Genomic DNA, 14,598 nt, shown 5'->3' on the forward strand with positions numbered 1-14,598 from the left:
GGCCAGCCGCTCTTCAACATCAAAGAAACCAGGCTGCTTCATCTGCCATCATCCCCAATCAACGCAGGAGAGATGGAATCACAGAGGAACCCTCAAATCCAGAAGGTTTTTCGAACCCTCCATCTCCATTCTGAGCGTTTTGATGACTTCACTATTGAAACCAGCCTTGATAGCGAAATATGGCGTACCGAATCTTTTGAACTTTCCAATCACCCTACAGACAAGACGATTTTTGTTACCTTCAGAGCACCGCCTTCAGCACGTTTTCTTCGTATTACCAGTCTGTCCAATGATTGCCTGCATCTACGCTCCTTAAAAGCACAGTCGCTGCCGCTAGGGTCAACTCAGGATCTGTCTCCTTATGCCATAGCTGACATGAGTACAGTTTCCTCCTACTCACAATCAGATGACACACAGGTAGAAGCTTCGTCTCTTTTTGTAGGGGCAGACGATTACAGCATCCACTCCAAAAATGAACCATACCCATGGTGGAAAGCCGAATTCGACCGATTGGTTGTCATTGAGCGCGTTAGAATATCCATTCGTTCCGGGTGGAACAGGCGCTTTATTCGCTTTGCATTCGAGACGTCTACCGATGGCAAAATCTGGACTGTCATACGCCTGGTTATGGACGGGAAAAGTCCTTCCGAAGCTCCTCAGAATGAGGTTATCTGGTCTCCGTCCAATCCCGCTGCCACACGCTATTTCCGTATTCGGTTACTCGAAAACGGAATTCTGAACCTGCAACAGATAGAACTTTCCGGTCGCCCGGCTCTGTAAAGTATTTCTCGAAAGGTCATCTGTCTCACAACTAACAGGATCCAGGCTCAGACCTATCGTACAACCAGTGTGGTTACAATCGACGATAGACAAATTCAGTAGTTGCGCCTGCATGTGTAACCGCTTCTTCAATTCTGTCATGAAATGGGGAGCGGCTACAGACCGGATCCATATTCGCCGCATTTCCTGTCAGGGCCAATGCCTGACAACGACATCCGCCCCAGTCGATCTCCCGGCGATCACAGACACGGCAGGCTTCCGGCATCCATTCCGTTCCACGAAACATGTTGAATAGACGGGAATTATTCCAGATCTCTGCCAAAGATTCATCCCGAACATTCGGAAAAGTTACATTGGGAATGATTTCTGCCGCGTGACAGGGCAAAACACGGCCGGAGGGGGAGATATTTACGAATCTCTGCCCCCAACCACCCATGCAAGGTTTGGGTCGGTCCGCATGATAGTCTGGCGTTACATAATCAATTGCCAAGCCACCTTTAGCACGTTCAGCTTCAACGGCCCGCGTGGAGTCTTCAAGCTGTTCTCGGGTCGGCAAGAGAGCATCCCGATTTTTCAGGCCCCAGCCATAATATTGTGTATGGGCGATCTCCACCCGTCCCGCTTTCAGTTCACGCGCTAACTCAAACATTTGCGGAATCCGCGCGACATTTTCCCTATGGACGACGAAATTCAGCGTCATGGGGATACCGGACTCCTCGATCAGCCGAGCAGCCTTCAGCTTGCGCTCCTGCGCACCTTTCAGGCCACCAATGCGCTCGGCACCTTCTTCCGTGACATCCTGAAATGAGAGCTGGATGTGATCCAGCCCGGCCTTATCCAGAGCTTCCAGTTTGTTAGCATCCAGCAGAACGCCGGATGTAATGAGATTGGTGTAAAGGTTCAGCTTTCGCGCGAGCGTGACCAACTCGACCAGATCCGGCCGCGCCATAGGTTCACCGCCAGAGAAATGGACCTGTAAAACACCCATCTCCGCTGCCTGCTCCAACACCCGACGCCACCCAGCCGTATCCAGCTCTGCCGCCTTCCGCTCCAGATCCAATGGATTAGAACAATACGGGCAGGCAAGCGGGCAACGATGGGTTAGTTCAGCCAGAAGGCTCATCGGGGGCTGGGGCAAGGTCATGCGCGAAGAACGCCCTTTTCCGTCAGATCAGAAAGAAGCGCGAGAACGTCCGTTGAGATGACCTCGCGGGGAGCAGAGAACTGTTCTGTCAACACCTCAATGATGATGCCGACAGTCCTCTCTCCGTCCACAAGACCCAAGATATGTGGGGCAGCGCCTTCTATAATAAAAGCCTTTTCGGGAGCCTGGACGAGCCAGAGATCCCGAACGCGGTCTTGTTGAAGGCGATGACCGCGCGCAAAAGACAGCACGGTGTCTTCCGTCACACTCATGGGACAAAAGCGCCCGGCGGGATATGGTCTTCCACATACGCATAATCCAGCGCATCCAGCATGGACCACAGAACGGAACACTTGAACTTCAGGGCGCCCAGAACTTCACGCTGTTGTTCCGGTGTACGGGCATTTTCCCTCACATACGCCAGCGCAAAATCGGAATCCCGAGGAGCCTGAGTGAGGCGCGGCGTAAAATAAGCCAGCGTTTCCTCAGAAATGAAGTCGTAGTGCCGCAACATACCAGAGACACGTTCGCTGATGATCGTTGGGGAAAACAACTCGGTCAGAGACGAAGCAATGGCAGCCAGTATGGACCGGTCTCGTACGAAATTTACATACGCATCCACGGCAAAGCGCGTAGCGGGCAACAGGCCGTCCGTGCTCTCCACGTAGTCCCGATCAAGACCCAAACCATCCGTCAACACGAGCCATCGGGCGACACCACCTGTTCCTGGCTCCGTGCCGTCATGATCTTCGATACGGCGACGCCATTCGCGGCGCAGCTCGGCGGTGGGAAGGCGAGCAAGGAGCGTTGCGTCCTTGGCTGGGATCTTGGCCTGATAATAGTAGCGATTCAGGGCCCAGGCCTGAACCTGCTGCTTTGTCAGCAGACCGTCATGCAGCTTGCGATGGAATGGATGACGGTTGTGGTAACGCTCAGCCCCGATCTGGCGGAGGCGGGCTTCGAGCTGGTCAGGTGTCAGGAGTGTCATGGTGTTTCCAGTCTGAAAGTCATGCCGTCTTCGGACACGGTCCACCCCGCGTTCTCGACGTCTTTGCGTTCCGGACTGTCTTCCATCAGAACCGGGTTCGAGTTGTTGATGTGAATCAAGACTTTACGCGGTTTTGAACAGGACGCGAAACACTCGACTGGTCCACCACTGTCCCGCACCGAAACATGCCCCATACGCTGACCCGTTTTCGGGCTCAGGCCCGCACGGATCATTTCATCGTCGCGCCAGAGTGTTCCATCGAAAAACAGGAGATCCGCCTGAGAGGCACGTTCGATAATGTCTGGTGTGATGTGGGCACAGCCGGGAATGAACAGAACCGTCTGTGTCCCATCAGTGATCGAAACCCCCAAAGTTTCATCAGGCCGCGAACCTTCAGCCTCAGCGTAAAGCGGTGCCTTCCCCGGAACCGCAAAAGCCGTCAGCGTCAGGCCAGACGGAGTACCATCTTTCAGGTTCAGTGCTGTCGGCGTGTCCAGCTTCAGAGTCACACGCGGGACAATCGCAGGGTCAAGCGCGCCGAAAATGGGATTGGCGGCCAGTTGGTCTAGTGTGGACTCGCTGCCCATCAGCGTGAAAGGCTCACGCTCACGTAGAGTCAGCAGGCCCGTGATGGCGTCGATTTCACCGCAGGTCAGGATGACACTCTGGATCGGCGTGCCACGAAGACTGCCCTGATGGTGAAGGGCTGGCATCTCGATGATCTGCTGTCGCAGGTCCGGGGAGGCATTGAGAACAAACCAATGTTCTCCATCAGCACTCACGGCGATAGAGGCCTGAGTGCGAGGGCGTGCGCCCTGTCGCGTGCGGGCAGCGACACATCCGGGAGCTGCGGAGTTCCATTGCGGGAATCCACCGCCGGCCGCGGAGCCGAGCACGATGACATCAATCATTTTTCAGAAAACCGTCTGGTAGGCGTCAACAGAAAAACGGCCGCCCCTGTGGGAGGCGGCCGCCATTTTCCCCAGAAAGGGAAAGATGATTACTTCTTCTCGCCGCAGACGTACGAGTTGATTTCTGCGCCCAGCGGAATTTCGGTAACTTTCGGCGTGTTCCAAGCCATGGCTGTTCTCCTAGCTCCAGGTTCGCCAACGGAGCAGGCCCCCGTCAGCTCTGATCATTATTTAGTGACCTCTTCCCACTGGAGTTCAAGAGGGTTTTTGGGCAGAACACGCAACTGTGTCCTCTGTCAGGTCTTCTCACCTGAACATCATCTCCTCCGATTCAGGCACCAAACATGTCCGGCCGTTCGACTGAGCCTTCCGCACTTCCCAGCCAGAAAGGCTCTCTTCCGCCGGAAGATGACGCCCCTTGTCCTCTTTCGGACTTTGTTAAAGAAGACGAGGATCTGCCGGACCCCACGCTGGATCGTGACATATTGCGTCAACATCTGAACGTCCGGGATATCTGTGTTCTAATCCTGACGATTCTGGCCGTTTTTTATTCTTTGTATTTCACAGCGCCCATTCTTCTGCCTTTCGTCTTCGCACTGGTGGTCAATCTCATGATGATTGCCCCAATGCGTTTCCTTCGACAGAAGCTCCACCTCCCCAAGCATCTGGCTGCGTTGCTTCTGATCGTCGCCATGTTTGGTGTGGTGGGTGGTATTGCCACGACGATCTCCGTTCCTGCAGCTGGCTGGATCTCCCGTGCTCCACAGACTCTTCCGGCACTTCAGAGCAAACTGGCCGTTCTGCGTGGCCCTATTGAAATGATACAGCGGGACTATCAACGGCTGTCCGGAGTGTTTGGCGGGTATCGGCCATCAGGCTCTCATGCCGTCGCTGGCCCTATTGGCGGGGAGACAGCGTTAAGCAAGTTGGGCACCTCTGTTCTTGCCGGCACACGGGAAGTCGCTGGAGGATTTTTCTCCATGCTGCTGATGCTGTTCTTTCTCATGACAGAGGGAGACACACTGCTTCGGCGTATTGTGGAAATCATGCCGACCTTTCGGAAGAAGCGCCGGTTGGTTCAGATCACAACCCAGATTGAGCGGAACGTATCTCTTTATTTGGCGACCATCACCATGATGAATTTCCTGGTGGGTCTGGCGAACATGATCCAGTGCTGGGCGACGGGAATGCCCAACCCTCTGCTCTGGGGTGTTTTGGCTTTTCTATTGAATTATATCCCCATCATCGGCCCGCTTACGGGTGTTGTGGTATATTTTTTCGTAGGGCTCTTTACCTTTCCATCCCTGCTTTACGCACTAGTTCCCCCATCCATCTACCTGCTGATCCATGTGCTGGAAGGCGAAACGATTACGCCGATGCTGCTGGCTCGGCGTTTTACGCTCAACCCCGTTTTTGTTATGGGATCACTGCTCTTCTGGGACTGGATGTGGGGAATTTCTGGCGCGTTCCTGTCCGTTCCAATGCTCGCGGTCTTCAAGATTGTCTGTGATCATATCGAAGTCCTCGCCCCGCTTGGACATATTCTGGGCGGCTCCCGCAGACGGTCACTCAGCAGCGCCATCACGGCACAACTTCAGTCCGAACCCTAAGAAGGTTGATTTGAGGAACATCTGGTCAGACAGGGGGTTTTCGGGGTAGAGGCTGCGGCATTGTCCGGCACAGGAACCATCTCAAGGAGACCTCCATGACCAAACAGTCCCGACGCGGCGTCTGTCTGGTGATCTCAGCCCCCTCCGGTGCGGGTAAATCCACGATCGCCAATGCCCTGCGTGCGTCAGAACCCAGCCTCAAGCATTCTGTCTCTGTGACGACGCGGAGCCCTCGCCCCGGTGAAGTAGAGGGCATTCACTATCACTTCCGGGATATCGAAGCCTTTCGTGCGATGGCTGAGGGCGGCGACCTTCTCGAATGGGCAGAAGTCTTCGGCCGTGGGTACGGCACTCCTCGATCCCCCGTAGAGGAAGCCCTGGATGCTGGTTATGACATGGTGTTCGACATCGACTGGCAAGGGCATAGGCAATTGCGTGCTGCGCTTCCGGAAGATGTTGTAAGCTTGTTCGTTTTGCCTCCCTCTCTGGAAGAACTCGAACGTCGCCTTCACAAGCGCGCCTCTGACGACCCTTCTGAAATCGAAAAGCGCATGAACGCTGCACTCAATGAAATCTCGCATTGGGCAGAGTTCGATCATACGATTGTCAACTCCGATCTCGATACCGCCATCTCTCAGGCGCGGTCCGTTCTAACAGCGGCACGGCTCACCACGCGACGTCAACGGAACCTTGTGAATGTTGTAGCGGGATTTAATCCTTCGCGCTGATTGGTCCTATCTTCACATAGAGTGCCTGCAAGGCTGCCCTCAGATAACGGCAGCCTTTTTATGACCTACCCACAAAACGACAAAACATTACGAAATAATAATTATCATAGTATATCGTAACGATTTCATTATGAATTACCGGGACAGCATCAGCTGCATCAAATTCCGTTCCGGGAGTCGCCAGTATGTCATCAAGACGTCTCTTTTTTCTTGCAACAACATCCCTACTGGCATCTTCCGTAGAATCACAAGCTCTCGCAGCAACAGATCCTACCGTTGTTCAGGCGCCTCCTTATCGAGCAGCCAGCCATACCAACAGGACGCTGTCCAGGACAAAGCAACAGATTGTTCATCCCCAGGCAACGCAGGCTGGCAACAACGAAACCATGATCGTTACGGGAACGCATGCAAGCAATAAGCATGCGCGTGAAAGCACAAGTCCGGTGACTGTCGTAACAGCCGCTACACTTCGTCGCTCAGGTCAAATGAATCTGGCTGACGCACTGACGCGAACCTACGCCTCGATCAACGTCTCTGCCAAGGGAAGCGATACGGCTGCTCTGACGTCCTCTATACGAATGCGCGGACTGAATCCGAACCAGGTTTTGATCCTGATTGATGGAAAGCGTCGTCACGTCACGGCCAATATCGTGCAGAATGCCGGACCACAGTTTGGTTCCACACCGGTTGATCTCAATATGATCCCGGCCAACATGATCGACCACATTGAGGTTCTCGAAGACGGCGCCGCCGCAATGTATGGTTCGGACGCGATTGCTGGCGTGGTGAATATTATTACCAAAAAGCAGGACCATGGTCTGAACATGTCTGCACAGACTGGTGCCAATGCCTATAACGGTGATGGGTGGCAGTACCAGCTTAATGCAGATGGTGGCTTCAAACTTGGCCACGATGGCTTCATGCACATCAGCGGGCAGGTCTATCATACAGACCATTTCGTTGCAGGAGCAAAAGATCATCGTCTTCTGGGGTACTGGCCTGCAGGAGCCAACACGAACGGTTATTACACCGGCGTTGTGGCTAACGCGCGAGGCGTGCCCACAGACTCCAACAAAATCATGAGCACCCCGGAAGAAACCCGTGAAAATCTGGGTATTGATTTCGGAAAGCCCATTACAGAGAAAATCGATTTCTATGGGCAGGTTACATATGCCCACCGTCATGCCGAAGCCATTCAGAATTATCGCGTTCCCAGCATTGCACCAACACTTTACCCATCCGGTTTCTCGCCGCTCGAAGTCATTGACGAAGATGATTATGCAGGAGAACTTGGTCTCAAAGGGCACGATTTTTATGGCTTCGATTGGGATCTGAGCACCGTTTATGGCGCCGACCAGGACAAAATCAGCAACAAGAACACAGCCAATACCGGTATGCTGGGATCGACCTGCAATAACGGTAACGTGGCCAATTATTCCTCAAGCGGTTGCGGTTGGTCTCCAACGACTGTTCGTGCACTGAACTATCGTAACGCGCAGTGGACCAACAATCTGGACTTCCGACGCAAGATCAACATTTTCAATACGGTGCCGATGGTTCTGGCTTTTGGTGGCGAACATCGTTTGGAAATGTATGACATCGTTGCGGGCGAACCCGCATCCTATGAAGTTGGCGGAACGCAGGGTTATGCCGGTCTACGCCCCCAGAACGCAGGCTCCTGGAGCCGTAACATCTGGGCCGCCTATATCGATGGTGACTTCCATCCGTTGAAGCACTGGGATCTCGATTTCGCAGGACGCTTTGAACACTACACGGATGTTGGCAATGCCCAGAACGGCAAGGTCTCAACACGTTATGATGCGACACCGTGGCTGGCATTCCGTGGTACGATCAGCACCGGTTTCCGTGCTCCAACACTTGCGGAACAGCACTACAGCACCATGAGCGTTAGCCCGACCAGCGCCAGTGGTCTGCTTCCCGTCAGTTCTGCTGCTGCCCGCATTCTTGGTGCCAGCCCACTCAAGCCGGAATATTCTGTCAGTTCCAGCGGTGGTGTTGTGGTGGAACCTGTGAAAGGCTTCCATGTGGAAGCGGACGTCTACCAGATCAATCTGCGTAATCGTATTTCACAGGGTGGTACGACCAAGGGTCAAGCGGCCGTCGATGCCATTCAGGCTATGGGTTATGCTCTACCCGTCAATTCGTTTGATATAAGCAATGTTTCTGCTTATTATTTCGCAAACGTAGCAAGTACACGAACGCAAGGTCTCGATATCAAAGCAGATTATACGTTCCATCTGCACCGTTATGGCAATCTTGCACTAAGCATGGCGCTAGACCTGAACCGTACCCGCATGCATCATGTCGCAAGTGATACGAATGGCAGCCCACTGCTTAATGCACAGACGATCGGCTACCTTACAACAGGCTATCCCCGCAGCAAAATTATCCTCAACGCTTATTACACAATTGGAAAATGGGATCTGAACATTCGCCAGACCCGTTACGGTGAAACAACATCCATGATGACGTATCAGGACTGGACGCCAGCTTCCGCAACCTGCCCCGCATCCGGCGGAGCGCTCCGCTACTCCAACGTCTGCTTTGGCCAATTCAAAAACACGCCACGCTGGCTGACAGATCTTGAAGTTGGTTATCGCTTTAACGAACATTGGCATGTCGCTGTTGGTGGCAACAACGTCTTCAACATTCGTCCGCGCAAGCTGCCTGAAGAGCTAAGCTCCTACGGTGCTGCTGTCTATGACTCCAACTCAGCACAGGTGCCGATAAACGGCGGTTACTACTACGGTCGTATCAACGCGACATTCTAATGCCCAACAGGACCGGTGAGGAAAATATCCTCACCGGTTTTTTCTTATTTGGTCGTATAGCCACCGTTGACGAGAATGGTCTGACCCGTCATCCACCATCCATCAGACACAAGCATCCGTACAAACGGTACAACATCCTCAATATCCGTCAGACCCGTTTTACTCAGTGCGGATAAAGCCGCCGCTGTCTTGTGGTATGCCACGGCATCCGCGCCTTCCTGTCCATAAAAGAAGGGCGTATCCATTGGTCCAGGGCCAATGGCATTTACGGAAATACCACGCGCTCCATATTCCTTGGACGCCGCACGCGTAAAATGCTCCACCGCTGCCTTGCTGCCAGCATAAGTGGAATAGAATGGCGTGTAGGCTCCCAGAAGGGATGTGACGAGCGTTAGAAGCTTACCATTGTCTTTGAGATGCAAACCGGCTTCCTTGATAAAAAAGAATGCCGACTTCGTATTCACATCGAACATCTCGTCAAATTCATCTTCAGACGTCTCGGCGATCGGTTTCTTCAGAACCTTTCCGACGGTATTGATGGCAATATCCGGCTGGCCAATCGCCGCCACAGTCTCTCTGAACAGGTCTGCGTTTCCGGCGGCGGTTCTCAGATCTTTCTGGAAGGCTACGGCCTCGGCGCCAGCCTGCCTAAGTGCGGCAAGAGTTTCATCCGCGGCGCCTTTTGTTTCTGCGCTATTATAGTGAATGGCAATGGCACGCACACCTTGAGCCGCAAGGTCCCGGGCAATAAGGCCGCCAAGATTTTTGGCACCACCGGCGATAAGAGCCGTTTTTCCCTTCAACGTATGATCTGCCATGATTGGGGTCTCCATCTTTCGCAATTAAGGCCCACAGGCTACCGTCCTGCGAAACAGGACCAAGACTCTATTCCTGATCATACCTGTCAGGAATTTCGAACAAACCTTCCCCAATATGACGAGGTTCTTTTGGATCGGATCGACCTTTTCCGCATTTTCATCAGAGTGGTTGAAACGTCCAGTTTCACTCGTGCCGCTGACATATTGAACATGCCTCGATCCACTGTGTCCACAGCCATCCGGGATCTGGAAATCCGGACAGGAACCCGGCTGCTTGCCAGAACCACCCGCGCCGTCTCTCTCACGCAGGATGGCAAAAAACTCTATGAGCACTGTCTGCGACTTGTCGCAGATGTGGAAGACATCGATACTTTGTTTCGAAAAAAAACCGATGGGCTTTCAGGTGTTTTACGCGTCAATCTTCCAGGCCGGATCGGACGGTTGATCGTTACGCCGGCACTGCCAGATTTTCTGTCCTGTCACCCCGACCTCTGCATCGAACTTGGCATGACGGACCGTGCCGTCAATCTCGTAAAGGAACAGACAGACTGTGTTCTGAGGGTCGGGCCACTTCAGGACTCAGAACTTATCAGCCGCAGGATAGGCGAACTCAGCCTTCTGAATGTCGCAAGCCCCGCTTATCTGGAGCAGTCTGGCATCCCGGCGCACCCGGATGACCTGACCCGTCATCATGTTATCCGCTACGCATCTCCTGTGACGGGTCGTGTAGAACCTTGGGAATGGATGGAAAATGGCGCAAATAAATCTACCCTTCCTCCAGCCCACATCACGGTTGATAATGCGGAAGCCCTGATTGCAGGTTGCCTTGCAGGAATGGGATTAATCCAGGTTCCTGCCTATGACGTGCAAGAGCATCTTCGAAACGGAGAGCTTGTAAGCGTCATGCCAGAATGGTGCGCAGAGCCCTTGCCGATGTCTATTCTCTATCCCCACAGACATCATACAGCGGACAGGGTCACCACATTCGTGGAGTGGCTGGAGCGTCTCCTCAAATGTCACGTGCTTCCGGACTGAATTTATTCCGCTGTCGTGTCAGGATCCGTTTGCGCAGCGGCCTGAACAGCCGCCGCGAAAGCCGTGGCATTCCCCATCGCATCCGCCATTGTCGTCGGCATCAGGATGGTCGTCCCGCGGTTCTTGTTCATTTCAAAAACGCGATTGATCTGAAGAATCTGGAGCGCGATGGGCGAAGCTTCATACGTCTTAGCCGCAGCGGCCAGTTCCACAGCCACCTGTCGTTCCGCACTTGCAAGCGTTACCCGGGCTGCACGCTCACGTTCAGCCTGCGCCTGTCGACTCATGGCGTCCTGCAGATTGTCAGGCAACTGAACATCGCGGATTTCCACGGCCTGAACCGTAACACCCCATTCCCGGGTCTTAACCTCGATCAGGTCTCGCAATTCATCATCAATGCGTCTGCGATCTTCCAGCAAAACGGCCAGATCCGAACTGCTGACCACTTCGCGCAGGGTCGTCAGCGCCACCATGGAGACCGAGCCTTCATAGTCATCCAGTTCTGTAATAGCCCGCAACGGATCATGCACCATCCAGAATACGACCGCATCCACATCCACGGGTGTTGTATCGCGCGTCAAAGTCTGACGTGTGTGGACAGGCACTGTTCGGATACGCTGGTCGACCACTTCACTAATCTGATCAACAAACGGAATAATCAGAAACAAACCCGGCCCACGCAGTCCCTGGATCTTGCCTGCACGAAGAACCAGCGCCCGTTGCCAGGCATTGCACATCTTCAGAGACAGAAGAATAAACACCCCTACAATTGCGCCAGCGATGACAAATCCGATCTGGCGGGTCGCAAGCTGAAGACCCACCCCGATTAGAAAGCACAGGATCGCCAGTGCCGCTGCCAGCCCGTTGAAGGGCAACCCACGACCTCTTCGGGATGAGGACGACGGAAATGTTGGATACTGAATCATGACTGTCCCTTTCCGGCGCCCGACACTGGCGCAATAGAAGATGAAGACTCCAGAAGTGTCTTCATCGCCTGAAGAACATGGTCTGGCTCAAGCCCCAGAGCATGGCTTCGGGCAATCGTCGAAGCTGCGAGATCCATGACCTCGCGCTCCCTCAGACCTGGATCTGGCTGGGGCGGATGGATGCTAACAAAACTGCCACGCGCCCGGAACGTCTCGATGGCTCCAAGTCGCTCTAGTTCCGCGTAAGCACGCTGAACCGTATTGAGATCGACCTGAAGATGGACAGAGAGCGCCCGCATTGTCGGCAACCGGTCTCCGGGTTTGAGCAGCCCGGACCCTATAGCCGTCAGAATACGCTCCCGCATCTGAACACGAAGCGGCAAACCTCCGGTCATCAGAAGCGGCGTGGGAAACAGTAGTGTCTCTATGTTTGCAGACATACATACAAGATAGTCATCATCGCAATCTTTCCGTCAAGAAATTTTGGAAGACCGGCGCTTCGTGATATGCGCTGCTGTTCTCTTTTCATTGGCTGCGGACAGCAAGGACAGACGCCTCATGACAGCGCCTCAGACCGAAACGGACACTTCAGACCGGAGCGGCTCTCCGCTGATCCTCGCCCTCCCGAAAGGGCGGATTCTCAAGGCGTTGGCCCCTGTTCTGAAACGAACCGGTATCGAGCCGGATGCGGATTGCCTTGAAGAAAGCAGCCGCCGCCTGCGGTTCGGAACATCCTACCCCAATCTGGATGTCGTCCGCGTCCGCTCTTTCGACGTGGCGACCTTCGTGGCTTATGGCGGCGCGCACATTGGCGTCTGTGGGGCTGATGTTCTCATGGAATTCGATTATCCAGACATCTATGCGCCCCTGGATCTCGGGATCGGCGGCTGCCGTATCTCCGTCGCACGCCCCAAAACTGTGATCGAAGATCCGGCCGCCTATCAGTCCCGCCTGCGTGTCGCAACAAAATATCCGACCATTGCCCGCCGTCACTTCGCCTCCCGCGCCATCAATGCAGAAATTGTACATCTGAACGGTGCCATGGAGCTTGCGCCGACACTCGATCTGGCCAGCGTCATCGTGGATCTCGTGGATACCGGTTCCACCCTCCGCGCCAATGGTCTGATGGAGACAGAGACCATCGCACACGTCACAAGTCGTCTGATCGTCAACCGGGTAGCCCTTAAGACACGGCCCGAGGAAATTGGCCTTCTGATCGAACGGTTCCGCGCCGCCCTGAGCGAAGAAGCAGCAGCGAAATGAAGCGCCTCAATACTCTCAACGCCGGTTTCGAAAACGATTTTGCCAGTCTAATGGCTGATCGCAGCAGTGAGGAACGGAGCGTCGCCGAACCGGTCCGCGCCATTCTGGCGGATGTCCGTGCCCGTGGGGACGAAGCGCTGTGTGACTATACAGCCCGTTTTGATCGTCTGACGCTTCCGGCTGACAAACTACGGATCAGCGCGGAAGAGATTGCCCGCGAGGCAGACCGTGTGCCTGCGGATCTGATGGAAGCTCTCAAGACAGCCGCCCGCCGCATCGAAGCCTTCCATGCAGCACAGATGCCAAAAGATCTGGATTTCACGGATGAAGAGGGCATTCGTCTTGGCATGCGCTGGACCGCCCTGGATGCTGTCGGCCTCTATGTTCCTGGTGGCAAAGCAGCCTATCCGTCCTCCGTTCTGATGAATGCGCTACCCGCTCGTGTGGCAGGTGTGCAGCGCGTGGCCATGTGCGTTCCCTCGCCCGATGGTGTGCTGAATCCACTGGTTCTGGCCGCCGCCCGTCTGTGTGGTGTTGAAGAAATCTATCGCATTGGCGGCGCGCAGGCTGTGGGTGCCATGGCCTATGGCACGGAGCGTATTGCGCCGGTTGATCGTATCGTCGGACCAGGCAACGCCTTCGTGGCCGAAGCCAAGCGCCAGGTCTTCGGCCACGTTGGCATCGACAGCATCGCCGGGCCGTCGGAAGTCGTCGTCGTGGCGGACGGCAACAACGATCCGCGTCTGGCCGCAATCGACCTGCTGGCACAGGCCGAACATGACGAGCAGGCCCAGGCTATCCTCATTACGACCGATGCCGCTTTCGGGGACGCCGTGAGTCAGGCCGTTTTGACGGAACTTCAGACACTCCCCCGCACAGCCATCGCAGCAAAAAGCTGGGCTGACCACGGCGCAATCATTGTCGTGAAAGATCTGAACGAAGCCGCACGCATCGTAAACCAGTTGGCCCCTGAACATCTGGAAGTCCTGCTGGACGAACCCCGCGCCTTCAGTGCGCTCGTACGCCACGCAGGCGCCATCTTCATGGGACGGTATTGCCCGGAAGCCGTAGGCGACTATGTCGGTGGTCCCAATCACGTTCTGCCCACAAGCCGTACAGCCCGCTTTGCATCCGGCCTGTCCGTCTTTGACTTCATCAAGCGTACGACAACCATCGAAGCCGATGAATCTGGCCTGAAAAAGATCGGCCCAGCCGGCGTGGCACTGGCACAGGCCGAGGGTCTGGACGCACACGCCCTGAGCCTCAGTCTGCGTCTGGATCAGCTTGGGATCTGACACGTCTGCCCGTCGTTCTACCGCGACGGGCAGATCTTCATCCCACTCACTTCCTGACAACGACGCCCCTGTGCAGGCTGAAATCCCCCTACATAGGCCTCAAGTGTCCCAGGCTGTTGCTCGGTAGTCGGCATTTCATGATTGCATAACAATTCTTTAGGCGTGCGAGACAAGTAAAATGTGTTGATCGGCCTACCTTGTTCAGCAGACAGGCGAAAAACGGTCATGATCCTATCCGCATCGGGCCCATAAAGGTCCAGTCCACAACCTGATACGGGATAAACAGCCACCTGACGCGAGGATGTGAT

Annotated in this window: 15 protein-coding genes; 7 read left to right on the top strand and 8 right to left on the bottom strand. The window is 54.7% G+C overall.

All coding sequences use genetic code 11. The features are described from left to right. A partial coding sequence (locus tag J4P41_RS11010) for a discoidin domain-containing protein (RefSeq protein ID WP_426067165.1) occupies nt 1–780 on the top strand: 780 nt, incomplete at its 5' end. Nucleotides 781–853: 73 nt separating this feature from the next. Here J4P41_RS11010 and pqqE read toward each other — a convergent pair. The 5 genes from pqqE to pqqA form a co-directional block, all read right to left on the bottom strand. Further along, nucleotides 854–1,924, bottom strand: coding sequence for a pyrroloquinoline quinone biosynthesis protein PqqE (gene pqqE, locus J4P41_RS11015; RefSeq protein ID WP_426067166.1), 1,071 nt, complete (start codon nt 1,922–1,924; stop codon nt 854–856). Further along, nucleotides 1,921–2,196, bottom strand: a complete 276-nt coding sequence (pqqD, locus tag J4P41_RS11020; protein ID WP_426067168.1) for a pyrroloquinoline quinone biosynthesis peptide chaperone PqqD — start codon at nt 2,194–2,196, stop codon at nt 1,921–1,923. Before pqqD ends, pqqE begins: the two co-directional genes overlap by 4 nt. Then, a complete protein-coding gene (gene pqqC / locus J4P41_RS11025; protein WP_426067170.1) occupies nt 2,193–2,912 on the bottom strand; it encodes a pyrroloquinoline-quinone synthase PqqC in 720 nt (239 codons plus the stop codon). The genes pqqD and pqqC overlap by 4 nt, the downstream gene beginning before the upstream one ends. Further along, complete coding sequence (pqqB, locus tag J4P41_RS11030; RefSeq protein WP_426067171.1) at nt 2,909–3,823, bottom strand: pyrroloquinoline quinone biosynthesis protein PqqB; 915 nt, start codon at nt 3,821–3,823, stop codon at nt 2,909–2,911. Before pqqB ends, pqqC begins: the two co-directional genes overlap by 4 nt. A gap of 89 nt (nt 3,824–3,912) precedes the next feature. After that, the gene (gene pqqA / locus J4P41_RS11035) at nt 3,913–3,993 is read right to left on the bottom strand and encodes a pyrroloquinoline quinone precursor peptide PqqA (RefSeq protein ID WP_010502998.1); all 81 of its coding nucleotides are present in this window, start codon (nt 3,991–3,993) and stop codon (nt 3,913–3,915) included. Between the two features lie 174 nt (nt 3,994–4,167). On the opposite strand from pqqA, the gene J4P41_RS11040 reads away from it, so the two are divergent. The 3 genes from J4P41_RS11040 (at nt 4,168) to J4P41_RS11050 (ending at nt 8,953) form a co-directional block, all read left to right on the top strand. Further along, nucleotides 4,168–5,433, top strand: a complete 1,266-nt coding sequence (locus J4P41_RS11040) for an AI-2E family transporter (protein ID WP_211567943.1) — start codon at nt 4,168–4,170, stop codon at nt 5,431–5,433. Nucleotides 5,434–5,528: 95 nt separating this feature from the next. Next, complete coding sequence (gmk, locus tag J4P41_RS11045; RefSeq protein WP_211567942.1) at nt 5,529–6,161, top strand: guanylate kinase; 633 nt, start codon at nt 5,529–5,531, stop codon at nt 6,159–6,161. A gap of 185 nt (nt 6,162–6,346) precedes the next feature. Next, nucleotides 6,347–8,953 carry a TonB-dependent receptor plug domain-containing protein gene (locus J4P41_RS11050; RefSeq protein ID WP_426067172.1) on the top strand — a complete coding sequence of 869 codons (2,607 nt, stop codon included), beginning with the start codon at nt 6,347–6,349 and terminating at the stop codon, nt 8,951–8,953. A 44-nt stretch (nt 8,954–8,997) separates the two neighbouring features. Here the strand turns inward: J4P41_RS11050 and J4P41_RS11055 are convergent, their stop codons facing one another. Next, nucleotides 8,998–9,771, bottom strand: a complete 774-nt coding sequence (locus J4P41_RS11055) for an SDR family oxidoreductase (RefSeq protein ID WP_023944324.1) — start codon at nt 9,769–9,771, stop codon at nt 8,998–9,000. 129 nt (nt 9,772–9,900) lie between these two features. Here J4P41_RS11055 and J4P41_RS11060 point away from each other — a divergent pair, with 129 nt between their 5' ends. Further along, nucleotides 9,901–10,806 (top strand): LysR family transcriptional regulator, encoded by a 906-nt coding sequence (locus tag J4P41_RS11060; protein WP_426067173.1) that lies wholly within the window; start codon nt 9,901–9,903, stop codon nt 10,804–10,806. 2 nt (nt 10,807–10,808) lie between these two features. Here the strand turns inward: J4P41_RS11060 and J4P41_RS11065 are convergent, their stop codons facing one another. Together J4P41_RS11065 and J4P41_RS11070 are read right to left on the bottom strand one after the other, a co-directional pair. Beyond that, nucleotides 10,809–11,732 carry an SPFH domain-containing protein gene (locus tag J4P41_RS11065; protein WP_426067175.1) on the bottom strand — a complete coding sequence of 308 codons (924 nt, stop codon included), beginning with the start codon at nt 11,730–11,732 and terminating at the stop codon, nt 10,809–10,811. Further along, nucleotides 11,729–12,172 (bottom strand): GntR family transcriptional regulator, encoded by a 444-nt coding sequence (locus J4P41_RS11070; protein WP_426067176.1) that lies wholly within the window; start codon nt 12,170–12,172, stop codon nt 11,729–11,731. The genes J4P41_RS11065 and J4P41_RS11070 overlap by 4 nt, the downstream gene beginning before the upstream one ends. Before the next feature lie 118 nt (nt 12,173–12,290). Between J4P41_RS11070 and hisG the strand changes: the two genes are divergently transcribed. After that, nucleotides 12,291–12,995 (top strand): ATP phosphoribosyltransferase, encoded by a 705-nt coding sequence (hisG, locus tag J4P41_RS11075; protein ID WP_426067177.1) that lies wholly within the window; start codon nt 12,291–12,293, stop codon nt 12,993–12,995. Continuing rightward, nucleotides 12,992–14,290 carry a histidinol dehydrogenase gene (hisD, locus tag J4P41_RS11080; RefSeq protein ID WP_426067178.1) on the top strand — a complete coding sequence of 433 codons (1,299 nt, stop codon included), beginning with the start codon at nt 12,992–12,994 and terminating at the stop codon, nt 14,288–14,290. Before hisG ends, hisD begins: the two co-directional genes overlap by 4 nt. The last annotated feature ends 308 nt before the right edge of the window (nt 14,291–14,598 follow it).

The organism is Gluconobacter sp. NFX36 (genome assembly GCF_049887835.1).
Taxonomy (GTDB): Bacteria; Pseudomonadota; Alphaproteobacteria; order Acetobacterales; family Acetobacteraceae; genus Gluconobacter; species Gluconobacter japonicus_A.